This window comes from Amycolatopsis vastitatis, assembly GCF_002234595.1.
In the GTDB taxonomy this organism is placed as follows: domain Bacteria; phylum Actinomycetota; class Actinomycetes; order Mycobacteriales; family Pseudonocardiaceae; genus Amycolatopsis; species Amycolatopsis vastitatis.
In genome coordinates, this window is the sequence record NZ_NMUL01000007.1 from 486,354 (window position 1) to 512,563 (window position 26,210).

At 70.8% G+C, this 26,210-nt stretch carries 18 protein-coding genes; 8 read left to right on the forward strand and 10 right to left on the reverse strand.

The features are described 5' to 3' along the window. Positions 1-86: 86 nt before the first annotated feature. The 4 genes from nikE to CF165_RS09555 are packed head-to-tail and all read right to left on the reverse strand — an operon-like array spanning position 87 to position 5,492. A complete protein-coding gene (gene nikE, locus CF165_RS09540; RefSeq protein ID WP_093947063.1) occupies positions 87-1,736 on the reverse strand; it encodes a nickel ABC transporter ATP-binding protein NikE in 1,650 nt (549 codons plus the stop codon). Next, complete coding sequence (locus CF165_RS09545; RefSeq protein ID WP_093947064.1) at positions 1,733-2,638, reverse strand: ABC transporter permease; 906 nt, start codon at positions 2,636-2,638, stop codon at positions 1,733-1,735. The genes nikE and CF165_RS09545 overlap by 4 nt, the downstream gene beginning before the upstream one ends. Next, positions 2,635-3,657 carry an ABC transporter permease gene (locus CF165_RS09550; protein ID WP_093947065.1) on the reverse strand — a complete coding sequence of 341 codons (1,023 nt, stop codon included), beginning with the start codon at positions 3,655-3,657 and terminating at the stop codon, positions 2,635-2,637. Before CF165_RS09550 ends, CF165_RS09545 begins: the two co-directional genes overlap by 4 nt. A 2-nt stretch (positions 3,658-3,659) precedes the next feature. Continuing rightward, positions 3,660-5,492 (reverse strand): ABC transporter substrate-binding protein, encoded by a 1,833-nt coding sequence (locus CF165_RS09555; protein ID WP_093947066.1) that lies wholly within the window; start codon positions 5,490-5,492, stop codon positions 3,660-3,662. 169 nt (positions 5,493-5,661) lie between these two features. On the opposite strand from CF165_RS09555, the gene CF165_RS09560 reads away from it, so the two are divergent. Both CF165_RS09560 and CF165_RS09565 read left to right on the forward strand, forming a co-directional pair. After that, a complete protein-coding gene (locus CF165_RS09560; RefSeq protein WP_093947176.1) occupies positions 5,662-6,489 on the forward strand; it encodes a M55 family metallopeptidase in 828 nt (275 codons plus the stop codon). Beyond that, positions 6,482-7,780, forward strand: coding sequence for a M20/M25/M40 family metallo-hydrolase (locus tag CF165_RS09565; RefSeq protein ID WP_093947067.1), 1,299 nt, complete (start codon positions 6,482-6,484; stop codon positions 7,778-7,780). Before CF165_RS09560 ends, CF165_RS09565 begins: the two co-directional genes overlap by 8 nt. Here CF165_RS09565 and CF165_RS09570 read toward each other — a convergent pair. Further along, complete coding sequence (locus CF165_RS09570) at positions 7,770-8,408, reverse strand: class I SAM-dependent methyltransferase (protein WP_093947068.1); 639 nt, start codon at positions 8,406-8,408, stop codon at positions 7,770-7,772. The genes CF165_RS09565 and CF165_RS09570 overlap by 11 nt on opposite strands. A 41-nt stretch (positions 8,409-8,449) precedes the next feature. Then, complete coding sequence (locus tag CF165_RS09575) at positions 8,450-10,078, reverse strand: tannase/feruloyl esterase family alpha/beta hydrolase (RefSeq protein WP_093947069.1); 1,629 nt, start codon at positions 10,076-10,078, stop codon at positions 8,450-8,452. A 146-nt stretch (positions 10,079-10,224) separates the two neighbouring features. Here CF165_RS09575 and CF165_RS09580 point away from each other — a divergent pair, with 146 nt between their 5' ends. The 3 genes from CF165_RS09580 to CF165_RS09590 all read left to right on the forward strand — a co-directional run bounded on the left by CF165_RS09580 (position 10,225) and on the right by CF165_RS09590 (position 19,925). Continuing rightward, the gene (locus tag CF165_RS09580) at positions 10,225-14,553 is read left to right on the forward strand and encodes a GH92 family glycosyl hydrolase (RefSeq protein WP_093947070.1); all 4,329 of its coding nucleotides are present in this window, start codon (positions 10,225-10,227) and stop codon (positions 14,551-14,553) included. A 165-nt stretch (positions 14,554-14,718) separates the two neighbouring features. Beyond that, complete coding sequence (locus CF165_RS09585) at positions 14,719-17,841, forward strand: GH92 family glycosyl hydrolase (RefSeq protein WP_093947177.1); 3,123 nt, start codon at positions 14,719-14,721, stop codon at positions 17,839-17,841. Then, a complete protein-coding gene (locus CF165_RS09590; protein WP_093947071.1) occupies positions 17,838-19,925 on the forward strand; it encodes an FUSC family protein in 2,088 nt (695 codons plus the stop codon). Before CF165_RS09585 ends, CF165_RS09590 begins: the two co-directional genes overlap by 4 nt. 50 nt (positions 19,926-19,975) lie before the next feature. Here the strand turns inward: CF165_RS09590 and CF165_RS09595 are convergent, their stop codons facing one another. From CF165_RS09595 to CF165_RS09605, 3 genes are all read right to left on the reverse strand, one after another. Then, positions 19,976-20,605 (reverse strand): DUF4360 domain-containing protein, encoded by a 630-nt coding sequence (locus tag CF165_RS09595; protein WP_205660801.1) that lies wholly within the window; start codon positions 20,603-20,605, stop codon positions 19,976-19,978. Positions 20,606-20,918: 313 nt separating this feature from the next. After that, positions 20,919-21,284, reverse strand: a complete 366-nt coding sequence (locus tag CF165_RS09600) for a VOC family protein (protein ID WP_093947073.1) — start codon at positions 21,282-21,284, stop codon at positions 20,919-20,921. Continuing rightward, complete coding sequence (locus tag CF165_RS09605; RefSeq protein ID WP_093947074.1) at positions 21,284-21,691, reverse strand: nuclear transport factor 2 family protein; 408 nt, start codon at positions 21,689-21,691, stop codon at positions 21,284-21,286. Before CF165_RS09605 ends, CF165_RS09600 begins: the two co-directional genes overlap by 1 nt. A 95-nt stretch (positions 21,692-21,786) precedes the next feature. Here CF165_RS09605 and CF165_RS09610 point away from each other — a divergent pair, with 95 nt between their 5' ends. The 3 genes from CF165_RS09610 to CF165_RS09620 all read left to right on the forward strand — a co-directional run bounded on the left by CF165_RS09610 (position 21,787) and on the right by CF165_RS09620 (position 24,047). Beyond that, complete coding sequence (locus CF165_RS09610) at positions 21,787-22,266, forward strand: MarR family winged helix-turn-helix transcriptional regulator (RefSeq protein ID WP_167441397.1); 480 nt, start codon at positions 21,787-21,789, stop codon at positions 22,264-22,266. A gap of 44 nt (positions 22,267-22,310) precedes the next feature. Then, positions 22,311-23,291 carry a malate dehydrogenase gene (locus tag CF165_RS09615; protein ID WP_093947075.1) on the forward strand — a complete coding sequence of 327 codons (981 nt, stop codon included), beginning with the start codon at positions 22,311-22,313 and terminating at the stop codon, positions 23,289-23,291. A 153-nt stretch (positions 23,292-23,444) separates the two neighbouring features. Next, positions 23,445-24,047 (forward strand): ClpP family protease, encoded by a 603-nt coding sequence (locus CF165_RS09620; RefSeq protein ID WP_093947076.1) that lies wholly within the window; start codon positions 23,445-23,447, stop codon positions 24,045-24,047. A gap of 97 nt (positions 24,048-24,144) precedes the next feature. Here CF165_RS09620 and CF165_RS09625 read toward each other — a convergent pair whose 3' ends face one another. After that, positions 24,145-26,199, reverse strand: a complete 2,055-nt coding sequence (locus CF165_RS09625) for a M3 family metallopeptidase (protein ID WP_093947077.1) — start codon at positions 26,197-26,199, stop codon at positions 24,145-24,147. Between the last annotated feature and the right edge of the window lie 11 nt (positions 26,200-26,210).

Here is a 26,210-nt window from a genome sequence, read left to right on the forward strand (position 1 = left end):
CGGCCCCGGCGCAAAGGTCTTGAACGACTCGTTCAAGACCTCCGGTGTCCTGAACGAGTCGTTCAAGACACCGGAGGCGCCGCGGATCAGGTCCCGACGGTGCGGCGCTGGGCGGTGCCGCCGGGCAGCGCGGCGAGCAGGGACTTGGTGTACTCGTGGTGCGGGTCGAGCAGGACCTGTTCCACCGTCCCGGTTTCGACGAGCTCGCCCCGGTACATCACGGCGACGCGGTCGGCGATGTTCCAGGCCAGGCCGAGGTCGTGGGTGATCACCAGCCCGGCGAGGCCGAGTTCGCGGCGCAGCCGCAGCAGCAGCGCGAGGATCTCGCCGCGGACGGACGCGTCGAGGGACGCCACCGGCTCGTCGGCCACCACCACCGACGGTTCGAGGGCCAGTGCCCCGGCGATGACGACGCGCTGGCGCTGGCCGCCGGAGAGCTCGTGCGGGAGGCGGTCGGCGTACTTCTCGGCGGGCCGCAGTTCGGCGGCCTCCAGGGCCCGGTGGACGACGGCCCGCTCGTCGGCGAGCCCGTGGATCCGCGGGCCTTCGGCGACGGCCTCGTACACGGTGTGGGCCGGGTTCAGCGCGCTGGTCGGGTCCTGCAGGACCAGCTGCACCTGGCGGCGGTAGGCCTTGAGGCCGGCGCCGCCCGCCGGCACGGGTTTCCCGGCGTAGCGGACCACGCCGGAGTCGGGTTTCTGCAGGCCGAGCAGGGTGCGGGCGAGGGTGGTCTTGCCGGAGCCGGACTGGCCGACCAGGGCGACGATCTCGTCGCGGGACACCGTGAGGTCGACGCCGGCGACGGCGTCGATGCGCTTGCCGGTGCGGTCGCGGAAGGACACGCGCAGGTTCTCCGCGGCCAGCAGCGGCTCGCCGCCGGGGACGCGGTCCGCGGGTTCGGGGGGCAGCGGCGTGCTGGTCGCCGGGGCGAAGCGCGACACCGGGTCGCCGACGGTCGGGAACGCCGCCGCCAGTGCCCGGGTGTGCTCGTGCCGGGGCGCGCCCATCACCTCGGCACTGGGGCCTTCTTCGACGATCTTCCCGTCGTACATCACGGCGATGCGTTCGCAGGTGGCGGCGAGCACGGACAGGTCGTGGCTGATCATGATCAGCCCGATGTGCTGCTCGGCGACCAGCCGCGAGAGCAGGGCGAGGACCTGGGCCTGGACGATGACGTCGAGGGCGGTGGTCGGTTCGTCGGCGATGATGAGCCGGGGTGAGCAGGCCAGGGCCATGGCGATCATGACGCGCTGCTTCTGCCCGCCGGACAGCTCGTGGGGGTAGGCGCCGGCGCGGCTCGGCGGCAGGTCGACCTGGGTGAGCAGTTCGGCGACGCGGGCGCCGACCTCGGCGTCGGTGAGCGCCTCGCCCGCGGCCGGGTGCAGCCGGATCGGTTCGGCGATCTGCTCGCCGATCCGGCGGACCGGGTTGAGCGCGTGCATGGCGCCCTGGAAGACCACGGACGCCTCGGCCCAGCGGACCGTGCGCAGGCGTCCCCACTTCATGGCGGTGACGTCTTCGCCGTCGAGGAGGATCTCGCCGTCGATCTTCGCGGTGCGCGGCAGCAGGCGCAGCACGCTCATCGCGACGGTGGACTTGCCCGACCCGGACTCGCCGGCGACGCCGAGGGTGCCACCGGGGTCGAGGACGAGGTCGACGCCGCGCACGGCCGGGACGTCACCGCCCGCCGTGGTGTAGGTGACGGTGAGGTCTTTCAGCTGCAGGAGCGCGGTCACTTCTTCAACCTCGGGTTGAGCACGGTCTCCAGTCCCCGGCCGACCAGGGTGAAGCAGAGCACGACGAGCACGATGGCGATGCCCGGCGGGAGCAGGTTCCACCAGGCGCCGCGGGTGACGGCGCCGTTGTTGAGGGCGGTCTCCAGCATCGTGCCCCAGGACACGGCGTTCGGGTTGCCGACGCCGAGGAAGGCCAGGGTGGCGTCGGCGATGACGGCGTTGCCGACGACGAGGGTGGTGTTGGCCAGCACGAGCGGCAGCACCCCGGGCAGGACGTGCTTGCCGACGACGTGCAGGTGCCCGCCGCCCAGTGCGCGGGCCCGTTCGATGTACGGGCGGCTTTCGATGGTGAGCGTCTGGGCGCGCACCAGCCGGGCGGTGCCGGGCCACGCGGTGAGGCCGATCGCGATGATGACGGTGAAGACGCCGTGCGGCAGCACCGCCGAGAGCGCGATCGCGAGCACCAGCGAGGGCAGCACCAGGAAGAAGTCGGTGAACCGCATCAGGCTCGCCGACGTCCAGCCGCCGAAGTGGGCGGCGGTGATCCCGATGAGGGTGCCGATGAGGACCGACAGCACGGTGGCGGAGAACCCGACGAGCAGGGAGATCCGCGCGCCCCACAGCGTCATGAGCAGCACGGACCGCCCGTCGATGTCGGTGCCGAGCCAGAAGCGGCCGCTGGGCGGGTTGAGCGCGCCGCCGTCGGCCTTGGTGACGTCCAGCCCGCCTTCGTCGCTGATCAGCGGCAGCAGCAGGGCCGTGACGACGGTGACGGCGAGCAGGATCACGCCGGTGAGGGCGCCCTTCTGGGCGGCGAACTCGCGCCAGGTCCTGGCCACGGCCCGGCCGCGGCGGCGCCAGGCGATCGCGCGCGGCGATTCGAGGGTTCCGGTGGTGGTCATGAGGTGCGCACCCTCGGGTCGAGCACGCGGTAGAGCAGTTCCGCGAGCAGGTTCATCAGCACGACGGCGCCGGCGAGGACGACGAAGACGCCTTGCAGCACCGGCAGGTCCGGGCCGTGCAGGGCGTCGTAGGTCAGCTGGCCGAGACCGGGCCAGCTGAACACCGCTTCGACCGACACCGCGCCGGAGACGACCATGCCGAACTGCATGAACACCAGCGTGGTGGTGGGCAGCAGGGCGTTCGGCACGGCGTGGCGGCGGCGGACGAGGTCGTCGCGCAGGCCCTTGGCGCGGGCGGTGGTGAGGTAGTCGGCGTTCATCTCGCCCAGCAGCGACGAGCGCATGATCAGCATGTACTGGGCGTAGAACACCGCCAGCAGCGTCACGCACGGCAGCACCAGGTGGTGCAGCACGTCGAGGGTCTGGGAGAAGAAGTCGGGCGCGGCGTCCGGGGAGTGCATGCCGCGGCTGGGGAACAGGCCGTTGGTCGCGACGAGCAGGATCAGGCCGAGCCAGAACTGCGGCACCGACCACAGGGTGAGGGCGATGCCGGTCTGGGTGCGGTCGAACGCGCTGTCGCGGCGCCAGGCCGCGCGGGTGCCGAGCCAGAGCCCGAGGACGACGGCGAGCACGGTCGCGCTGCCGACGAGCAGGATGGTCGGCCAGAGGCGTTCGGCGATCATGTCGGCGACCGGGCGGCCGCGCACCAGGTAGGAGGTGCCGAGGTCGCCGTGCAGCAGGCCCCACAGGTACTGGCCGAACTGCACCAGCACGGGCTTGTCGACGCCCATCTGCTCGCGCAGCTCGGCGAGCTGTTTCGGGCCGGTGGGCCGCTCGCGGACCATGGTCGCGACGGGATCGCCGGGCAGCAGCCGGAAGAGGAAGAAGAACAGCACGATCACCAGCAGGATGCTGACGGCGGCTTCGACGACCTTCTTGAGGACGAACCGGGCCGTGCCGGTGCCGCCGCGGTGCTCGCTCGCGTCGACGAGCACCGCGGCTTGTTCGGGGGCGGTCATGGTTACTCGCGGTCTTCCGAGGTCTTGTTCCGGCGGCTGAGCATGATGCCGCCGCCGACGAGCACGATCACGACGACGGCGCCGACGATGATCCACACGACGGTGCCGCCGCTGCCGGAGTCCGCGGCGGCCTGGCTGCCGGCGGGGGTGGCGCCGTAGACGCCCCAGTAGCCGGACTGCTCGAGGATCGCGCCGTTGGGCTGCGGCTGCTTGGTGAAGCCGGAGAACTTGTCGGAGCGGTAGGCCTCGAGCGCGTTCGGGTAGTCCAGCACGACGTTGACGGCCTGGCTCGCCAGGCGGGCCTGGGCCTGCTTGACGATCTCGGCGCGCTTGGCGTCGTCGGTCTCGGCGAGCTGCCGGGCACGCAGGCTGTCGAACTCGGGGTCGCAGAAGAAGGTGTCGGTGGTGGCGCCCTTGCCCTGGGCGTTCGGCCGGGCCGCGCAGACGTGCAGCTGCAGCGCGGAGTCCGGGTCCGGGTTGGTGGCGTAGCCGGAGATGGCGAGGTCGTACTTGCCGGCGTTGGTGCGGTCGTTGAGCTCGTCGTCGGAGACGAGCTCCTGCTTGACGGTGATGCCGATGTCCTTGAGCCAGCCGGAAACGTACTGCGCGACGCGCTGGTCGTAGGGCCGGTTCGCGTGCCCGGTCAGCCGCAGCTCGAGCTTCGCGCCGCCGGGGGCGACGCGGACGCCGTCGGGTCCCTTGGCGTAGCCGGCCTGGTCGAGGGCGGTGCCGGCCGCCGCGAGGTCGAACTTGACCTGCTCGTTCGCGGCGGGCTCCCAGTGGTAGCTCCGGAAGACCGGCGGGACGATGCCGGCGCCGGGCTGCGCGAAGCCGCTGGCCACGCGGTCGACGATGGCCTGCCTGTCGATGGCCTGGATGATCGCCTTGCGCAGCCGGATGTCCTTCAGCACCGGGTTGCCGTCGCCGATCGGCTGGTTTTCGCTGTTCTGCACGCCGAAGTTGAGGTTGATCTCGTCGTAGCGGCGGCTGGGGGCGGCGTTGGTGGCGATGTTCGGCTGGCCCTTGAGCGCGTTGAACTGGGTGGCGGTGAGCCGGTTGACGGCGTCGACCTCGCCCTGGCGCAGGGCGTTGACGGCGGCTTCGGCGTCCTTGAACACCAGCAGCTGCAGCTCGTCGACCTGCGGCGCGCCGCGCCAGTAGTTCTTGTTGGCCTTGAACTTGACGTACTCGTTCTGCTTGTACTCGGTCAGCTGGTACGGGCCGTCGTTCACGCCTACGACCGAGATGTCGTCGGTCTTCGGGTCGTTGAGGTCCTTGATCGGCGCCCAGACGTGCTCGGGCACGATCGGCACGTCGAGCAGGTTCATGTCCGACTGCACGGTCTTGGTCTTGATGACCAGTGTCGTGTCGTCGGGTGCGGTGACGGTGTCGAAGTTGGTGACGTAGTTGCCGTTGGCCGTGCGGGCGTTCTCGTCGGTCATCATCCGGTTGAACGTGAACGCGGGGTCCTTGGCGGTGACCGGCTGCCCGTCGCTCCACTTGGCGCCCGAGCGGATCTTGTAGGTCCAGGTGAGCTTGTCGGCCGACGGGGTCCACGACTCGGCGAGCGCGGGCGAGGCCTGCGCGGTCTCGGCCGAGGGGATGGTGAGGAACTCGTAGACGAACCGGCCGACCTGCGTCGAAGCGGCCAGGCCCGCGGTGAACGGGTTGAGGTGGTCGATGCCGGTGGTCAGCGCGACGCGCAGCACCTTGCCCTGCTGGGCGTGGGCGGGCGCGGCGAGCGGGATCGCGCTCAGCGCCGCGGCGGCGAACACCGCGCCCACGCGGCCGAGCCGCCCGACCCTGCGTTGGAAATGCACCGAAAACCACCCCATCGTCTCGCTGTGAGCCTCCCCAAGGACGAGAAGTAACCACATACCGGGACAACCGCGCAATATGTTGCCGCCTCGGCAGGTGTCCGATCGTTATCGATCGGATTTTGTCACGCACCGTGATCGGCGATTCCGCGCCCGGGGCGGGGGCGGGCTGGCTAGAGTGCCCGGCATGCGCATCCTGATCTCGGCGGACATGGAGGGCGCCACCGGCGTCACCTGGACCGACGACGTCGTGCCCGGTTCGCCGCAGTGGGACCGCTTCCGGCGGCTATTCACCGGCGACGTCAACGCGGTGCTGGCGGGGCTGTTCGGGGCGGGAGCCGGTGATGTCCTGGTCAACGAGGCGCATTCGTCGCAGCGGAACCTGCTGCTGGAGGACCTCGACCCGCGGGCGCGGATGCTGACCGGGCGGCACAAGCCGCTGTCGATGATGCAGGGCATCGATTCCGGTGTGGACGGTGTGGTGTTCCTCGGCTACCACGCCGGCGCCGGGTTCGACGGGGTGCTTTCGCACACCTACCTGGAGAACCAGATCACCGGGGTGTGGCTGGACGACGTCCCGGCTAGCGAGGGCCGCCTGAACGCGGCCGTCGCGGCGGAGTACGGAGTCCCTGTCCTGCTCGTTTCGGGTGACGACAAAACGTGCGACGACGCCCGTGACTACGCTCCGGAGTCGGAGCTGGTCCAGGTGAAGGAGTGCGTGAGCCGGTATGCGGCGATCTGCCTGCCGCCGTCGCGCACGGCGGAGCTGCTGACCGGGGCGGCGGCCGACGCGATGGCGCGGGCCGGGCGCGAGGAGCGCCGCGTTGGGGCCCACCGGATGGAAGTCGAGTTCGACGCGAGCCACCTGGCGCAGGCCACGGCGGTGATCCCGACGGTGGAGCAGATCGGGACGCGCCGCATCGGGTTCGACGCGGTGAACATGACCGAGGCGATGAAGGCGTTCAAGGTCGTCACGGCGGTCGCGGCGGGGGCGGTGCAGGGCATCTATGGCTGACGTCGTGCAGCTTTGCGCGGACCTGATCCGGTTCGACACCACCAACCGCGGCGGCGGGGACGCCGAGCCCGAACGGCCCGCCGCGGAGTACGTGGCGGCGTTCCTCGACGGCCTGGGCATCCCGTCGAAGATCCTTGAGGCCGCTCCTGGCCGGGCCAGTGTGATCGCGCGCGTTCCGGGGAGCGATCCGTCGCTGCCCGCGCTGCTGGTGCAGGGGCACCTCGACGTCGTCCCGGCGGACGCCGCGGACTGGTCGGTGCCGCCGTTCGCCGGCGAGGTGCGCGACGGGTACCTGTGGGGCCGCGGCGCGACCGACATGAAGGACTTCGTGGCGATGGTGCTGGCCGCCCTGGCCGGCGGGGTGCGGCCGCGGCGTGAGCTGGTGCTGGCGTTCGTCGCCGACGAGGAGGACCGCGGCGACTGGGGCGCGCACTGGCTGGTGGCCGAGCATCCTTCGCTCTTCGAGGGCTGTGTCGCGGCGATCAGCGAGTCGGGCGGCTACACCTACCACGTGCCGGCCGCCGACGGCCGTGACGTGCACCTGTACCCGGTCGGGACGGCCGAGCGCGGGACGGCGCACCTGCGCCTGACCGCCCGCGGCCGCGCCGGGCACGGCTCGCGCCCGAACGACGAGAACGCCGTCACCCGGCTGGTGGGTGCGGTGCACCGGATCGCCGCGCACCGCTGGCCGGTGTCGCTGACGCCGGCGGTGCGCGCGTTCCTGGAACGCGCCGGCGCGGCGCTGGGCGTTCCCGTTGATCTGTCCTCTTCGGACGGTGTGGACGCGACGGTGGCCGCGCTGGGGCCGGCGGGCGCGCTGGTGGTGCCGACGGTCCGCAACAGCACGACGCCGACGATGCTGGACGCGGGGTACAAGGTGAACGTGATCCCGTCGACGGCTTCGGCGCAGGTCGACGTGCGCGTGCTGCCGGGGACCGAGGACGCGTTGTTCGCGGTGGTGGACGAGTTGCTCGGCGAGGGTGTTACACGGGAGTTCGTGGCGAACCAGCCGCCGGTGCAGGCGCCGGTGGATTCGCCGTGGTTCTCCGCGATGGCGGCCGCTTTGCGTTCCGAGGACCCCGAAGCGGTCGTCGTGCCCTATTGCCTGGGCGGGGGCACCGACGCGAAGGCGTTCGCGAAGCTGGGCATCGAAAACTACGGGTTCGCGCCGCTGTGGCTGCCGAAGGGCTTCCCGTACCGGGCGATGGCGCACGGGGTGGACGAGCGGGTGCCGGTGGAGGGCCTGCACTTCGGCACCCGTGTGCTGTCCCGGTTTCTCGCTAGCGTGTGAACTCGGCCCAGTAGCGGTCGCCGTCGCGGATCGTGTCCAGGCTCACCAGCCGGACGCCGGCCTGGGCGACGGACTCGATTTCGGCGCGGTTGAACGGCCACGGCGGTCCCGGCTCGGGCTCGTTGTTCTCCTCCGCCACCTCCGAGACCAGCGCCGTGCCGCCGGGCGCCAGGAATCCGGCCAGAGAGGCGATCGCCGCCGGGCGGAAGGCGCGGGGCATCGCCTGGATGTTGATGATCTCCACGACCAGGTCGAACGCGTGGTGCCACTCCCCCGGCGGGTTCAGCAGGTCGGCGACCACGTAGTCGACCGCGGACTCCGGGAAGCGGGCGCGGGCGCTCTCGACGGCGGTCGGGGCGACGTCGAACGCCGTCACAGCCCAACCGGCCGCGGCCAGCTGTTCGGCGTCGTCGCCGAGGGCGCTGCCGACGAGCAGGGCGCGGCGGCCTTCGCCGGGGTGGCGCTGCGCCCACGCGGCCAGCTCGGGGTTCGGCTTGCCTCGCGTCCACGGCACCTCGGCCTCACCGCGGGCGGCGGCGGTGTAGAGCTGCTCGAACCACCCGGTCGGGTCGCCTTCGGCGAGGGAGGCGCGGGCGAGTACTCGGTCGGCGGGGTCCGGCGTCGTCATGATCGCGACTTTAGCGGCGACGCCGGACCCGCGTGAGGTGTTTACGGCGCCACCGGGCCCGGGATCGCGTACAGCCCATCGCCCGCCCAGTGGACGACGTCCCGGACCGGCGCCATCGGCGGCGCGGGGCGGAAGTTGGCCGCGTCGTCGACGCTGCCGGTGCCGTCGTAGACCGCGCGCTGCGGGTACGGGAACACCGGCCGGGTGCGGGTGACGTGGCCGGTGGCGTCCCGGCCGGTCGCGGTGACCACCGTGGGCGCGGTGCCGCGTTCCACCCAGGCGACCAGTTCCTTCAGCGGGTCGAACTCGGTGAGCGTGGTGCCGCCGCCGCAGTGGTAGAGCGACGGGACCATGAACAGCCGCGCCCAGTCCTGGCCGTGGCCGTGGGTGAGCCGCTGGTAGTAGTCGAGCGTGCCGGCCGGCGGGATGGCCTCGTCGGCCCAGCCGTGCCAGAGCACGAGCTTGCCGCCGCGCCGCTGGAAGGCCGACAGGTCGAGGCTCATCGCGTTGTACCGGACGCCTTCGGGGGTGAGCCGGTCGAACTCGCGCTTGGTGAAGGCGAAGGTGTCGACGGTCGAGGCCGGCGCGCCGATCGGGTAGCCGAGGTAGCGCAGGTAGCTGTCGGCGAGGCTGCGGGCGAAGCTGACGCCGCCGGTTTCGGGGGTCGGGATGATCCAGCCGGCCCAGGACAGCTCGGAGCCGGGCAGTTCGCCGCCGGGGTAGAGCAGCGTGCCGTGGCCGTCGGTGGGCGGCGAGTAGATCCTGCGGGTCGCCGCGACCTGGACCGGGGTGAGGCACGACGGGGTGTCGGCGCCGGCGCAGGCCAGGCTCGCGGGGTCGAAGTGGCAGGCGCGCGGGTCGTCGAGCTGGCCGTCGGTGAGCCCGTCGAGGCGGTCGCAGGCGGCGAGGACGGCGTTGTGCAGGGCGGGCAGCTTCGCCGCGGTGAGGATCGGGCTGCCGTCGGCGGCGGTGTCGACCCGCGCGAGCCAGGCCTGGAACTCCAGCAGCGGTGACCAGTAGTTCGCGGGGGCGCCGGCGACGACGCCGTCGAAGTCGTCCGGGTAGCGCTGGGCCAGCTGGAGGCCTTCGCGGCCGCCGTCGGAGCAGCCGGTGAAGTAGGACTTCTTCGGCGGGGCACCGTAGAACGCCCGGATGATCGCCTTCGAGGCGCGCGAGACGACGTGGGGCGCGCGGAACTCCAGGTCGTCGCGGGCGGCTTGGTCGTGCGCGCCCCAGCTGCCGTCGTCGACGACGGCGGGGGTCTTGCCGACGTGCCCGTCGTCGGTGGCGGCGACCGCGACGTCGCCGCCGTGGGGCAGGCCGCAGTCGGCGAACTGGGGTGGGTTGACCAGGCCGCAGAAGCCGCCGCAGCCGTACTGGAGGTAGCGGCCGGCGTAGGTCTTGGTGGGCAGCCGCAGCTCGAACCGCACGGCGGGCTCGACGTAGCCCTTCACCCCGCAGTACTCGGGGTCGGTGCCGGTGGCCTCGACGACCGCCGCCGAGGTGACGTGCGTGGCCGCGCCCGGCAGGGCGAACCCGCGGGCCAGGTCGCCGCAGGCGATGGCGGGCCGGACGGCCGAACCCGTCGCGGCGGTGGCCGTGACCGGGGCGAATCCGGTGGTGGCGAGCAGGAGTGCGGTCAGTGCGGTGAAGATCCGGACTGGTCTCATCGGTTTCGAGTTCCCCTCGGTTGTCCAGTTCTGGCCAGGTTTGCCGACCGGCCTTGACATCGATGTCACCCGCGCGTTTCGCTCTCTGGGCGCCGCCGGTCCCCGTCCGTCGGTCCCCAGTTCACCCTCCAGAGCTTGGAGCAACGATGCCCCGAAGCGCCAGACCGCCGGTCGCTTTCCTGGTGACCGCCGCCGTGGTCGCCGCCGGCCTGGTCGCCCTTCCCGCGGCCTCGGCGGCCGCCGCCGAAGACGCTCTTCCCCCCGACTTCTCCTCCTCCTTCGAGGCGGGTGACGTCCAGCCGACGTGGACCGACGCGGTCGACACCGACGCGGCGGGCAAGCCGCGCGCGTCCGGCGTGAACGGCGCGAACGGCACCTCGATCCCGGGCGACATCCGCGGCAAGGTCACCGAGACCAGCGCGAGCAGCGAGAACACCTCGGGTGGCGAGGTCGTGTCGAACCTCGTCGACGGCACGACGGACACGAAGTGGCTGTCGTGGGACCCGACGGCGTGGGCGCAGATCACGTTGTCGGAAGCCACCTCGATCACGCACTACGCGATCTCCTCGGCCAACGACTTCGCCGAGCGCGACCCGAAGGACTGGACGCTGCAGGGCTCGAACGACGCGAGTTCCTGGACCGACCTGGACACGCAGACCGGCCAGTCGTTCGCCGAGCGGTTCCAGACGAACAACTACAAGCTGGCCGCGCCGACCGCGGCGTACAAGTACTTCCGGCTGAACGTCACGCGCAACAACGGCGGCCCGATCCTGCAGCTGTCGGAGCTGCTCCTGGCCAACGACGAGCCCGCGCCGCCGCCGCTGCCGAACATGCGCAGCTTCGTCGACTCCGGCCCGACCAGCGGGTACACGAACAAGAACCGCGCCGGCTTCACCGGGCTCAAGGCGTTCCGCTACTCGGGCAGCCAGACCGCGGCGGGGCACGGCTGGTCGTACAACAAGATCTTCGACGTGAACGTCCCGGTCGTGGCCTCGACCGAGCTGTCGTACAAGGTGCAGCCGCAGTTCATCACCGGCGACCTGAAGTACCCGAGCACGAACGTCGCGGTCGACCTGGCCTTCACCGACGGCACCTACCTGCGTGACCTCGGCGCGACCGACCAGTACGGCTTCCCCCTGACGCCGGAGGGCCAGGGCGCGTCGAAGGTGCTCTACGCCAACCAGTGGAACCTGGTGCGCTCGGCGATCGGGCAGGTCGCGAAGGGCAAGACGATCGACCGGATCCTCGTCGGCTACGACAACCCGAACGGCCCCGGCACGCTGCAGGGCTGGCTCGACGACGTCAAGGTTTCGGCCACGCCGACGCCGCCGGCGAGCCTCCGCCCGAGTGACAACGTGATCACCACGCGGGGCACGATGGCCAACGGCACCTTCTCGCGCGGCAACAACTTCCCGGCCACGGCGGTGCCGCACGGGTTCAACTTCTGGACCCCGGTCACCGACGCGGGTGCCGACCAGGGTGGTTCGCCGCGCTGGCTGTACAACTACAGCACCCAGAACAACGCGCAGAACCTCCCGCAGCTGCAGGCGTTCAGCGTCAGCCACGAGCCGAGCCCGTGGATGGGCGACCGGCAGGTGTTCCAGGTGATGCCGTCCGCGGCCGCCGGTGTGCCGGACGCGAACCGCGACGCGCGGGCGCTGCCGTTCAAGCACAGCGACGAGACCGCGCGGGCGCACTACTACGGCGTGCAGTTCCAGAACGGGATCAAGACCGAGATCGCTCCGACCGACCACGCGGCGATGTTCCGGTTCTCCTTCCCGGGCAGCGACTCCAGCCTGATCTTCGACAACGCCACCAACGCGGGCGGGCTGACCCTCGACACCGCGACCGGCACGCTGTCCGGCTACACCGACACCGGCGTGTACGCCGGGGCGGGCCGGATGTTCGTCTACGCGACGTTCGACAAGCCGGTGACCGCGGGCGGCAAGCTCACCGGGCAGGGCCGTGACAACGTCACCGGTTACCTGCGCTTCGACGCGGGCGCGGGCAAGACGGTGAACATGCGGATCGCGACGTCGCTGATCAGCGTGGACCAGGCGAAGAAGAACCTGGCGCAGGAGATCGCCCCGGCGGCGACGTTCGACTCGGTGCGCGACGCCGCGCAGCGGGCGTGGGACGACCAGCTGAAGGTGATCGAGGTCGAGGGCGCGTCGAAGGACCAGCTCACGACGCTCTACTCGAACCTGTACCGGCTGTTCCTGTACCCGAATTCGCAGTTCGAGAACACCGGCACCCCCGAGAAGCCCGCGTACAAGTACGCGAGCCCGGTCTCGCCGAAGGCGGGCGCCGACACCGCGACCCAGACCGGGTCGAAGATCGTCGATGGCCGGATGTACGTCAACAACGGGTTCTGGGACACCTACCGCACGACGTGGCCGGCGTACTCGCTGCTCACGCCGGACATGGCCGGGAAGATGGTCGACGGGTTCGTGCAGCAGTACCGCGACGGCGGCTGGATCGCGCGCTGGTCCTCCCCCGGCTACGCGGACCTGATGACCGGCACCAGCTCGGACGTCGCGTTCGCCGACGCCTACCTCAAGGGTGTGCGCAACTTCGACGTGAAGTCGGCCTACGACGCGGCGATCAAGAACGCCACGGTGACGCCGCCGAACTCGGCGGTCGGCCGCAAGGGCCTGGACCAGGGCATCTTCCTCGGCTACACGCCCAACACCGCCAGCGAGGGCTTCTCGTGGGCGATCGAGGGCTACGTCAACGACTTCGGCATCGCGAACCTGTCGAAGAAGCTGGCCGACGAAGCGGCGCCGAACGACCCGCGGAAGGCGGAGTACCAGGAGAACTACGAGTACTTCACCAGCCGTGCCCAGCAGTACGTGAACCTGTTCGACCCGAGCGTCGGGTTCTTCCAGGGCAAGGACGCCAACGGGAAGTTCACCAAGACGAAGGACCAGTACGACCCGCGCGTGTGGGGCGGGGACTACACCGAGACCGACGGCTGGGGCATGGCGTTCACCGTGCCGCAGGACGGTCAGGGCCTGGCGAACCTCTACGGCGGCAAGGCCGGGCTGGCGGACAAGCTGGACCAGTTCTTCGCCGACCAGGAGACCGCCGGCTTCCCCGGCTCCTACGGGGGCGTGATCCACGAGATGCGGGAGGCGCGGGACGTGCGGATGGGCCAGTACGGCCACTCCAACCAGCCGGCGCACCACCTGCTCTACATGTACGACTACGCCGGCCAGCCCTCGAAGACGCAGGCGAAGGTCCGTGAGGCGCTGTCGCGGCTGTACAACGGCAGCGAGATCGGCCAGGGCTACGCGGGCGACGAGGACAACGGCGAGATGTCCGCGTGGTACATCTTCAGCGCGCTGGGCTTCTACCCGCTGCAGATGGGCAGCCCGAACTACGCGATCGGGTCGCCGCTGTTCAAGAAGGCCACCATCCACCTGGCCGGCGGCAAGGACCTGGTGATCAACGCGCCGAAGAACAGCGCGAAGAACGTCTACGTCCAGGGTGTGAAGGTCAACGGCAAGGCGTACTCCTCGACGTCGCTGCCGCAGGACCTGATCGCGCGCGGCGGGACGATCGACTTCGCCATGGGCCCGAACCCGTCGTCGTGGGGCACCGGCCCGAACGACGCGCCGAAGTCGATCACCACGGGTGACGCGGCACCGGCACCGCTGCACGACGAGACCGGCCCCGGCAAGGGCACGCTGTCCACTTCGGACGGTTCGAACGCCGCGGCGCTGATCGACAACACCTCGCGCACCCAGGCCGCCGTCACCGGCGCTCTGCAGTACCAGCTGAACTCGACCGACGAGGCCGTCACGCACTACACGCTGACGTCCCAGACCGGTGCGGGCGACCCGAAGAGCTGGACGCTGAAGGGCTCCTACGACGGCAAGACCTGGGCGGTGGCCGACCAGCAGGCGAACCAGGCGTTCAGCTGGCGGCAGCAGACCCGCGCGTTCAAGGTGGCCAACCCGGCGCACTACGCCTACTACCGGCTCGAGGTCACCTCGACCAGCACCGGCGCACCGGCGCAGCTGGCCGAGTTCGAGCTGCTGGGCAAGCCGGACGCGGCCTGCACGAAGACGATCACGGGCGCGTCTTCCGGGCCGCTGTCGGTGACGTCCGGCACGGTGTGCCTGCAGGACGCGACGGTGTCGGGCCCGGTGACGGTGTCCGGCGGCGCGTCGCTGGTGGTCCGCGGCGGTGAGATCAAGGGCCCGCTGGCGGCCACGGGCGCCGGCCAGGTGGTGCTCAACCGCACGAAGGTGGACGGCCCGGTGGCGATCACCGGGGCGACCGGGCCGGTGTCGATCGAGCTGACCCAGGTGGGCGGCCCGGTCGCGCTGACCGGCAACCACGGGCCGGTGCTCACCTCGAGCACGGTGGGCGGCCCGCTGGCGTGCGCGCTGAACTCGCCGGCACCGACGGACTACGACCTGCCGAACACTGTCCGCGGCCCCGCCGCCGGGCAGTGCGCGAAGATCTAGTCCGGCTTTCGAACGGGGCTCCTCAAGCGCCCCAATGTGGCGTTCGGTGCGTCCAACGCACCGAACGCCACATTGGGTGCGTTGAATCGGCACTGCGGCGCGAAGCGCCTCCGTGGGGCCGCTCGTGATCGGCGGGCTGCGCCGTTCGGCGGATACGGTGTGGGCATGCCCGACGCCGTGTTCTTCTCCTCCTTCGAAACCGGTGACCCGCAGCCCGCGGACCCCGCCCTGTCCGTCGGCAGCGGACCGGACCGTTCCCCCACGGCCAAGACCGGCGTCGGCTTCACCGGGACCAAGGCGCTGCGCTACGACGCGCGGCCCGAAGCCGTCCTGTTCGAACTCGACGCACCCGTCACCCCGCGCACCGAGCTGTCCTATGTGGTCTTCCCGCAATCGGACGGGGAGATCCCGGCCTACCACGCCACCCGGGTCAGCCTCGACGTCGAGTTCGCCGACGGCACCTCCGCCGGGTTCGACCCGGTCGACGACAAGACGCTCTGGGTGGACCAGTGGAACCTCGTCCGCCGCCCGCTGGGGGCGTTCGCCGGGCGCCGGATCAGCCGGATCGTGCTGCGCACGGCGTCACCCGGGGAGATCACCGGGTGGATCGACGACGTCCGCGTCGCCGAACGCACCGAGCTGCCGCGGGACCCCGTCGACGTCGTCCGGACCACCCGGGGCACGCACTCCAGCAGCGAGTTTTCCCGGGGCAACAACTTCCCGGCCACGGCGGTGCCGCACGGGTTCAACTTCTGGACCCCGGTCACCGACGCCGGCGTCACCAACTGGATCTACTCCTACCACCGCCACAACGACGCCGGGAACCGGCCGGCCCTGCAGGCACTCGCGCTCAGCCACCAGCCGAGCCCGTGGATGGGCGACCGGCACACCTTCCACATCATGCCCGGCACCGGCCCGGTCGAACCCGACCGCCGCAAGCGCGCCCTGGCCTTCTCCCACGACGACGAGACCGACTCGCCCTACCACTACGGCGTCCGGTTCGCCAACGGCATGACCGCCGACCTCGCGCCCACGTCCCACGCCGCGATCATGCGCTTCACCTTCCCCGACAAGCACGGCTGGCTGCTGTTCGACAACGTCGGCAACCGTGGCGGCCTCCGGCTGAACCCCGACACCGGCGTGATCACCGGGTACACGGGGGTCCGCAGCCGCCTGTCCGCGGGGGCGCGCCGCATGTTCGTCTACGCCGAGACCGACGCCCCGGCCACGCGCGGCACGAAGGTCCGCCGCCGGCCCTGGCGGCGCGTCGCGGGCTACTTCGAATTCGACGGGCCCGAGGTGACGCTGCGGATCGCGACGTCGCTGATCAGCCTCGCGCAGGCCAAGCGCAACCTCGAGCTGGAGATCCCGGCCGGGACGACGTTCGAAGACGTGAAAACGCGGGCCCGCGAACTCTGGCAGGACGTGCTCGGCCGCGTCGAGGTCGAAGGCGCCACCGACGACCAGCGGACCACGCTGTACTCCAACCTCTACCGGCTGTTCCTGTACCCGAACGTCGCGCACGAGAACACGCCGAAAGGCATCCGGCACGCGAGCCCGGTCCGGCGCCGGCGGTGGCCGAGCACCCGGACGCGCACCGGCGCCAAGGTCGTCGACGGCGAGCTGTACGTCAACAACGGCTTCTGGGACACCTACCGCACGACCTGGCCCGCGTACGCGCTGCTCACCCCCGACCGCTGCGGCCGGATGATCGACGGGTTCGTCCAGCAGTACCGCGAAGGCGGCTGGATCTCCCGCTGGTCCTCGCCCGGCTACGCCGACCTGATGACCGGCACCAGCTCCGACGTCGCCTTCGCCGACGCCTACCTCAAGGGCGTCCGCGACTTCGACGTCGAGGCGGCCTACGACGCCGGGCTGAAGAACGCCACCGTCACGCCGCCGCACCGCTCGGTCGGCCGCAAGGGCCTCGACCGCTCGATCTTCCTCGGCTTCACGCCGGTGTCCGTCCACGAAGGACTCTCCTGGGCGCTGGAAGGCTGCATCAACGACTTCGGCCTCGCCAACCTCTCCGAGGCACTGTCGCGGGAGAGCGACGGGCCGCGAGCCCGGAGGTACGCCGACTACGCCGCCTACTTCCGGGAGCGCGCGAAGCACTACGTCCACCACTTCGACCCGGAGATCGGGTTCTTCCAGGGCCGCCACCGCGACGGCCGCCGCCGGTTCGCCCCCGAGGGCTACGACCCGGCCGCGTGGGGCGGCGACTTCGTCGAGACCAACGCCTGGAACACCGCCTTCACCGCGCCCCACGACGGCCCCGGCCTCGCGGCCCTGCACGGCGGCACCGCCGGCCTCGAAGCCAAGCTCGACACCTTCTTCGCCACCCCGGAGACCGGACGCCGTCCCGGCGCGTACGGCGGCCTGATCCACGAGATGACCGAAGCCCGCGACGTCCGCATGGGCCAGTACGGCCACTCCAACCAGCCCTCGCACCACATCCCGTACGTCTTCAACCTCGCCGGCGCGCCCGCGAAGGCGCAAGCCGTCGTCCGGGAGGTCCTGCGGCGGCTCTACCTGGGCAGTGAGATCGGCCAGGGCTACCCCGGCGACGAGGACAACGGCGAGATGTCCGCCTGGTACGTCTTCAGCGCCCTCGGCTTCTACCCCCTGGCCGTCGGCAGCCCGCGCTACGCCATCGGCTCACCGCTGTTCGAAAAGGCGACCGTGCACCTCGGCGGCGGCAAGAAGCTCGTCGTCCACGCGCCGGGCAACACCACCGAAACCGTCTACGTCCGCGGGCTCACCGTCGACGGCGAGCCGCACGACGCCACGACCATCGCCCACGCCACCCTGGCCGGCGGCGCCTCGCTCGTCTTCGACCTCGCCACCGAACCGGCCGGCTGGGGCAGCCCGCCACCGCCCGCCGAGCACCCGGACCCGGTCACCGACCTCACCGGCACCGCGACCAGCTCGGACGGCACCAGCACCGGGGCGCTCTTCGACGACACCACCCGCACCGAAGTCACCTTCCGCACCGCCACGCCGTCGATCGAGTTCACGGTCACCGGCGAACCCCGCGAAGTCACGATGTACACGCTCACCTCCGGCGCCCGCCGCGGCGACCCGGCCGCGTGGGTCCTCGAAGGCTCCGACGACGGCGCCGCCTGGACCACGCTGGACGAACGCTCCGGCGAGCTGTTCCGCTGGCGCCGCCAGACCCGCCCGTTCGTCCTCGACACCCCGGCCGCGCACGCCCGCTACCGGCTGCGCGTCACCGCCACCCGCGGCCGGCGCGCCACCCTCGCCCAGTGGGAGCTGCTCGCCCGATGAACGACTTCCGCACCGCCGCCCTCGACCGGCTCACGGCGGCCGACCCCGGCCTGGTCCGGCTGCGCCTGGCCGGCTCCGCCGTGCTCGGCATCGTCGTCGCCGTGGCCGCCCTGCTGCCCGCGCACCTGCCGCTGACCGTCATCCTCGTCGGGGCCATCGCCGCGATGATGACGGCTTTCACCGTCAACGACCCCACCCCGGGCGCCCAGGCCGTCACCCTCGGCCTGGCCTTCCTCACCGGAGCCGCGTCGATCACCGTCGCCAGCCTCGGCTCCGGCCTGCCGCCGCTCGACAGCGTCGTGTTCGTCCTGCTGATCTTCGTCGCCGTCTACGCCCAGCGCTTCGGCACCCGCGGCACCGCGCTCGGCTCGATCGCCTTCTTCCTGTTCTTCTTCCCGATGTTCCTGCAGGCCCACGTCAAGCAGGTCCCGCAGCTGCTGCTGGCCCTCGCCGTCGGCGTCCTCGCCAACGCCGTCGTCCGGTTCCTCCTGCTCCGGCGCAACGCCGCAGCGGAGTTCCTGCGGGTCCGCCGGGCCTTCCGCGCCCGCCTCGGCGCGGTCGTGCGCGCCACCGAGGCCTACCTGGCGGTCAACGGCAGCGAACGCACCCGCAAGCAGCTGCGCAGCGCGATCAACCGGCTCCACGAGTGCGTCCTGCTCATCGAGGACGCCGCCCCCGACGTCGTCGACGCCCGCGCCGCCGACCGCCTGCGGCGCCGCGCGATCGAGGTCGAGCTGGCCGTGCAGTGGCTCGCCATCACCGTCCAGCGCACCTGCTCCGACGAGCTCGCCACCGAGGTCCGCGACGACCTCATCGCCCGGCTCGCCCGCTTCCGCGCCCTCATGGAACGCGACCCGCGCGAGCTGCCGCTGATCAGCCAGACCGGCGAATACAGCCGGATGCTCGTCGAAGGCAGCCGCATCGACTCCCACGCCGCACCCGGCGACGGCGTCCGCAAGGCACTGGCCGAGCTCGCGCTGGCCGACGACCGCGCCCAGCGCGCCGCCGCCCCGGAGTCCACAGCGGACCCGCTCGACACCGATGACGACGACGAGCCGGCGCCCAGGTTCGCCTACGACAACCGGACCCGCAGCGCCATCCAGGCCGTCGTCGGCGGTGGGCTCGCCGTGCTCGGCGGCGAACTCGTCTCCCACCAGCGCTGGTACTGGGCCGTTCTGACGGTGTTCGTCGTGTTCATCGGCGCCTCCAGCGCCGGAGCCACCTTCGTCAAGGGCGTCCGCCGCCTCGGCGGCACCCTGATCGGCATCGTCGGCGGCGTCCTGCTCGCGCTGCTGGTCGGCGGCGACACCGCGGCGACGCTCGCGCTCATCCTGGTGTGCGTCTTCGGCATGGTCTACACCGCCCGCGTCTCCCAGGTGGCGATGGCCTTCTTCGTCACCAGCATGCTCGGCCTGCTCTACAGCCTGCTCGGCACGTTCAGCCTCGAAGTGCTCTGGATCCGCGTCGCGGAAACCGCGGTCGGCGCGGCCGCGGGCATCCTCGCCGCCGTCGTCATCGTCCCGGTCCGCACCCGCGCGGTCATGCTCGACGACATCGGCGAAGTGCTCGACGACCTGGAAGAGTTCCTCGAACACACCCGCGGCCTCCTCGCCGGCGAGGAGAACGTCAACATCATCGAGCTCTCCCGCGACCTCGACCGCGGCGTTGAACAGGTCCGCACCACGGTCGAACCGCTGACCCACCCGGTCAACCTCCGCAGTGCCCGCCGCGACTACGGCTGGCACGTGCTCACCACCCTGGAAACCATCGCCTTCCGGGCCCGCCACGTCGCCGCCCGCGCCCAGCCCGGCCAGCTCGCCGGAGCCGACGCCGACCGCCTGCGCCTGTTCACCGGACGGCTGCTGCGCAACATCGACGTCCTGCGCAAAGCCCTCGACGCCCCCGGCGGCGCGGACCCCGGCACGCTCGTGCGCGACGACGGCACCCCGGTTTCCGACCGCGTCGAGGCGGCCGAAACCCGGGCCGTCCTCTCCAGCCTCAGCCACCTGGACGAAGCCCTCGTCTCCCTCGGCCGCGTCTTCGGGGTCCAGGCCACCGATCCCCGGGCACCGGCCCGGCCATGACCACAGGGCGGCGCGGTGGAAGACCGCGCCGCCCCGGTTGCCTCACCCGATCACGGGCAGGTCAGCCACGCGAAGTGGTACGTGGTGGTGATGCTGCCGTCGGTCGAGTCCATCGTGACGTAGCTCGTCGTCTTCTTCGGATCCGACGTCCCGGCCGCCGCACGCAATTCCGTGTTGATGTTCAGGTTGCGTTCCTCACCACACGGCTTGAACGCGATTGCCCCGACCTCCGTGGAATCGGTGAAATGCCAGTCATCGTCCAGCGGCCCGGCCAGCGGGTGCTGGACGTAAGCCGTCGGGGAATTACCCTGGAAATAGTAGTTCGCTCTTTCCAGGCCGGTCGCGCCGCGTTCAAGGTGCGCGAATCCGCGGTAGTCGGCCTGCGCGATTCCGTAGGTGAACCCCTGCGGCACGTGCACCCGCAGGCCGATCTGGCAGTTCTTCCTGGCGTCCAGCGGCCCGGCCCCGACGCCGATCAGAGCCGTGTACGTGCTGTAAGTTACAGTGAATGCCGTGTTGTCCTGCGAGACCGACACAGCGGCCGAGTTCGGCGGGCAGCCGGTGCCGTTGACGGTCGCGACGTCGATCACGATTTTGTCGGGCGGCGGAGGAGTGTTCCACGAATGCGGGGTGACCACAGAGGACAGCGCCATTACGGCAGCAACGACCGCAGACAGCATCGGAATCCTTCCCAATACATCCGAATTGGGGACCGGGGCCGGACCATGGTAGCGGAAGGATCATGGAAGCAAACCCCGCTGAACGGAGCAACGCCGCGCATCCGGACTGTCACACAGCATTGCTCACGTTTCGACAAATCTGCGCAACTGATTCCCGATGAACGTGAATGAATACTCGGGGAAAACGATTTCGCGCCCCCGGTCCACCCGGTGATCGGCACGATCACCCGCGCGACGTCCGGCTCGGCCGATCACCGGCCGGAGAGCCGGAACCCGGCACGGGGTTGCGGTCCCGGCGTCCGAGCCCGTCCCCTCAGGCCCGGGTGAGCAGTTCCATGTTGTGACCGTCGGGGTCCTCGAAGTACACCCCGCGGCCGCCGTTCACGGTGTTGACGTCGCCCGGCCGCTCGTGAAACGGGTCCGCCCAGTACGTGATCCCGGCCGCCTGGATCCGCGCCAGCGCGGCGTCGAAGTCGTCGTCGCCCACCAGGAACGCGTAGTGCTGGCTCGTCACGCGGTCCACCCGCAGGTAGTCCAGCGTCACGCCGTTCGCCAGCGCGACCGGCACGAACGGCCCGGTGACCGGCCCGGCCCGCAGGCCGAGGATCCCGGCCAGGAACTCCGCCGACTTCTCCCGATCGGTGACACACACGATCGTGTGGTTCAGTTCGACACTCATCACTCCTCCCCGTGCGCTGCGCGGGCGAACGACGGCGGGCCGCCGATCGGGCTGAGGTGCATGCTCGCCAGCCGCCAGCGACCGTCGTCGCGGACCAGCACGTGCGTGGCGCGGAACCGGCCGTTCACCGGGTTCCCCTGGTGCGTCGCGACCTGCTCGTGCACGCCGATCGCGATCGCCGTGCCGCCGAAGTCGCGGACTTCGACCCCGGCCCAGTCCAGCTTCTCGGTGACCAGCCCGCCGTCGCCGTAGCGCGCCAGCCACTGGTCACGGTCCAGGACGAAGCCGAGCGGCCCGACCAGGCGGAAGCCGTCGGCAGCCAGGCCGGCCAAGACCTCGGTGTCACCACGCTCCTCGGCGGCGGCCCAGACCCGGCCGAACTCGCGGACCTGCTCTTCGGTGCTCATCGCATTCCCCTTCCTTCGATGCTATGAACGTTAGAAGTCTAACCGTTAGATGTCAAACGCTTAGACTCCTCGGCATCTACGGTACGGTCAACGGCGTGCCAGCACCCGTCACCGCCCCCATCGGCGTCGTCCTCGCCCGCACCGCCAAAACCGCCGGCCGCGCCTTCGACCAGGCACTCGCCGCCGCGGGCGGCTCCCAGCCGATCTGGCAGATCCTCATCTCCCTCAAGACCAGACCCGCCGCCAACCAGCGCGAACTCGCCGACGCCGTCGGCATCCAAGGCGCCACCCTCACCCACCACCTCAACGGCATGGAAACCGCCGGCCTCGTCACCCGCCGCCGCGACCCCGGAAACCGGCGCGTCCACCTCGTCGAACTCACCGACCACGGCGAAAAGCTGTTCCACCGCCTCGCCGAAGCCGCCATCGCCCACGACCAGCGCATGCGGAAAGGCCTCACCGAAACCGAGATCGCCCAGCTCGCCGGCCTCCTCCACCGGCTCGCCGCCAACGTCACCGACACCACTCACGAGCGTGACCGGACGCACCCGAACAGCGACGCCCAGGAGGGATAGGCTCCAAGGCACTAGCCAAAGTCGTCTCAAGCTGGAGTACCGCAATGACCCAAGCCCCTGTCAACGTGACCGTCACCGGCGCCGCCGGCCAGATCGGCTACGCGCTGCTCTTCCGCATCGCGTCCGGTCAGCTCCTCGGCCAGGACGTCCCGGTGAAGCTGCGGCTCCTCGAGATCCCGCAAGCGGTCAAGGCGGCCGAGGGCACCGCCATGGAGCTCGAGGACGGCGCATTCCCGCTCCTGGCAGGCACCGACATCTTCGACGACCCCAAGCAGGCCTTCGAAGGCACCAACATCGCCCTCCTCGTCGGCGCCCGCCCCCGCAGCAAGGGCATGGAGCGCGGCGACCTCCTCGAAGCCAACGGCGGCATCTTCAAGCCCCAGGGCGAAGCCATCAACGCCGGCGCCGCCGACGACATCAAGGTCCTCGTGGTCGGCAACCCGGCCAACACCAACGCCCTCATCGCCCGCTCGCACGCCCCCGACGTGCCCGCCGACCGCTTCACCGCGATGACCCGCCTCGACCACAACCGCGCCCTCGCCCAGCTCTCCAAGAAGCTCGGCGTCCCGGTGACCGAGCTCAAGAAGCTCGCCATCTGGGGCAACCACTCCGCCACGCAGTACCCCTCGGTCCAGCACGCCGAGGTCGGCGGCAAGAGCGTCGACCTCGACCAGGCGTGGCTCGAGAACGACTTCATCCCCACCGTCGCCAAGCGCGGCGCGGCCATCATCGAAGCCCGCGGACTCTCCTCCGCCGCCTCGGCCGCCTCCGCCGCCATCGACCACGTCCACACCTGGGTCAACGGCACCCCGGCCGGCGACTGGACCTCCGCGGCGGTCGTCTCCGACGGCTCCTACGGCGTCCCCGAGGGCCTCATCTCGTCCTTCCCGGTCACCGCCGAGAACGGCCAGTACAAGATCGTCCAGGGCCTCGAGATCGACGACTTCTCCCGCGCCCGCATCGACGCCTCCGTCGCCGAGCTCGTCGAAGAGCGCGACACCGTGCAGAAGCTCGGCCTCATCTGAGCCACACCCACGAAAACGGGGCCGCCATCACGTGCTGATGGCGGCCCCGTTTCGCGCCTGAAAGAGGCCGACGGGTGATCGCCCGGAGCGAACCCCGCACGCTCACAGCGAAACCCGCGCCCCGCACCGCGGCCGCGGCCCTACCGTCGGGCCATGACCCTTCTCGCCGTACCCGAAATGCACGCACCCGGCCAGTCGCCAGAAGACTCGGTCTACCAACAGCTTCTCCGCGACCGCATCGTCTTCCTCGGCTCCGAGGTCAACGACGAGGTGGCCAACCGGATCATCGCCCAGCTGCTCCTGCTCGCCGCCGACGACCCGGCGAAGGACATCACCTTCTACATCAACTCCCCCGGCGGCTCGGTGACCGCCGGGCTGGCCATCTACGACACCATGCAGCTGGTCAAGCCGGACGTCTCCACGTGGGGCCTCGGGTTCGTCGCGTCCATGGGCCAGTTCCTGCTCTCCTCGGGCACCCCCGGAAAGCGCTACCTGCTGCCGAACACGCGGATCGTCATGCACCAGCCGTCGGCCGGGATCAGCGGCGCCGCCACCGACATCGCCATCCAGGCCGAGGTCTTCGGGAAGATGAAGCGCCGGATCGCCGAGATCACCGCGCGGCAGACCGGCCAGAGCGTCGACCGCATCACCGCCGACGCCGACCGGGACCGCTGGTTCGACGCCGACGAAGCACTTTCCTACGGTTTCATCGACCACATCGTCACCGGCGAGCGAGCCGCGGCCGCGACGGCCTGACTCCCCGCGTCTGTGCGGGTTTTGTGCATGGCCTGACTACCCCGGGGCGATTTTCTTGAAAATCGCCCCGGGGTATAGGTCGTTATACAGTAGAGGGTCAGACTCCGGTGAGGCCGCGGCGGTCGAGGAGGGGTTCGATCTCGGGGTCGCGGCCGCGGAATGCTCGGAAGGCGTCCATGGGGTCGATGCTGCCGCCCCGGCCGAGGAGGGTGCGGCGGAAGTGGTCGCCGTTCTCGCGGGTCAGGCCGCCGCTCTCCCGGAACCATTGGACGGTGTCGGCGTCGAGGACTTCGCTCCAGATGTAGGAGTAGTACCCGGCGCTGTAGCCGCCGCTGAAGATGTGGGCGAAGTAGGTCGTGCGGTAGCGCGGCGGGATCGCCTCGACGGCTACGCCGGCTTTGACGAGTGCTTCCGCCTCGAACCGCTGCACCTCCCCCACCTGGTCGTCGACGCCGAGGCCGTGCCAGGCCTGGTCGAGCAGGGAGGCCGCGAGGTATTCGGTGGTGGCGAAGCCTTGCCCGTACTGCTGGGCGGCGAGGAGCTTCTCGACCTGCTCCGCGGGCAGTGCTTCACCGGTCTCGTGGTGTTTGGCGTAGTGGGCCAGCACTTCCGGCCACAGCATCCACATCTCGTTGACCTGCGAGGGGTATTCGACGAAGTCGCGGGGCACGTTGGTGCCGGAGAAGGTCGGGTAGCGGACCGCCGAGACCAGCGCGTGGAGGGCGTGGCCGAACTCGTGGAACGCGGTGACGACCTCGTCGAAGGTGAGCAGGGTCGGCTCCCCCGCCGGCGGCTTGTTCACGTTGAGCACGTTGACCACGACCGTCTTGCGACCGAGCAGATCGGACTGGTCGACGAACGTGTTCATCCAGGCGCCGCCGCGCTTGGAGTCGCGGGTGTAGAGGTCGAGCAGGAACAGGCCGAGCGGGGTGCCGTCGGCGTCGAAGACCTCGAAGGTCCGGACCTCCGGGTGGTACTTCGGCAGGTCGTGCCGCTCGGTGAACGTCAGGCCGTACAGCTTCGTCGCGGCGAAGAAGACGCCGTCGGCGTACACGCGATCGGCTTCGAAGTACGGGCGCAGTGCCTCGGTGTCGACGTCGAAGCGTTCGCGGCGGACCTGCGCGGCGTAGTACGCCCAGTCGGACGGCCGCAGCTTCGCGCCCGGCACGTCGGCTTCCAGCAGCTGCTGGAGTTCGGCGGCTTCGGCACGGGCGTTGGCGACGGCGGCGGGCGCCAGGCGCTCCAGCAGCCCGGCGGCGGCTTCGGCGGTTTTCGCCGTCTCGTCCGCGATGACGTACGCCGCGTGGTTCGGGTAGCCGAGCAGCGCGGCCCGTTCCGCGCGCAGGCGCACGATCTCGGCCGCGACGACGTTGTTGTCGCACGAGTTGCCGCGGTTGCCCCGCGCCATCGACGCGGTGTGGATCCGCTCGCGGACCTCGCGGTTCCGCAGCGTTTCCAGCGGCGACGCCTGGCTGGTCGGCAGGGTCAGGGTGAGCACGTACTTGCCGTCCTCGCCCCGGGCGGAGGCGGCTTCGGCCGCGGTGGCGATCGCACCGTCGCCGAAGCCGTCGAGCTCGGCGCGGTCGGCGATGACGACGGCCAGCTCGTTGGTGTCCTTGAGCAGGTTCTGCTGGAATTTCGTCTGCAGCGTGGAGAGCTGTTCGTTCAGCTCGCGCAGGCGGGCTTGCTCGGCCTCGCCGAGCGCGGCGCCGGCCCGGCTGAAGTCGGTGTGCCGCCGTTCCAGCAGCCGCAGCGACTCCTCGTCGAGCCCGAGCTCGCCGCGGCGCACGTGGAGGGCGTCGATCCGGGCGAACAGCCGGGGGTCGAGGTGGATGGCGTCGTGGTGGGCGGCCAGCTTCGGCGCGAACTCCGCCTGGATGGCCTGGATCTCGTCGGTGCTGTTCGAACCGGACAGGTTGTAGAACACGCTCGCCACCCGGCCCAGCAGCTCGCCGGCGCGCTCGAGGGCCACGATGGTGTTGTCGAACGTCGGCTCGGCGTCCTGCGTCGCGATCCGCTCGATCTCCGCGACGTGCTCGGCCAGTCCCGCTTCGAACGCGGGCCGGTAGTGCTCGTCGGAAATCCGGTCGAAGGGTGGCAGGGCGTAGGGCAGCTCGCTGGGTGCGGCGAACGGGTTGTCCGGCGAAATCATCGGGCAAACTC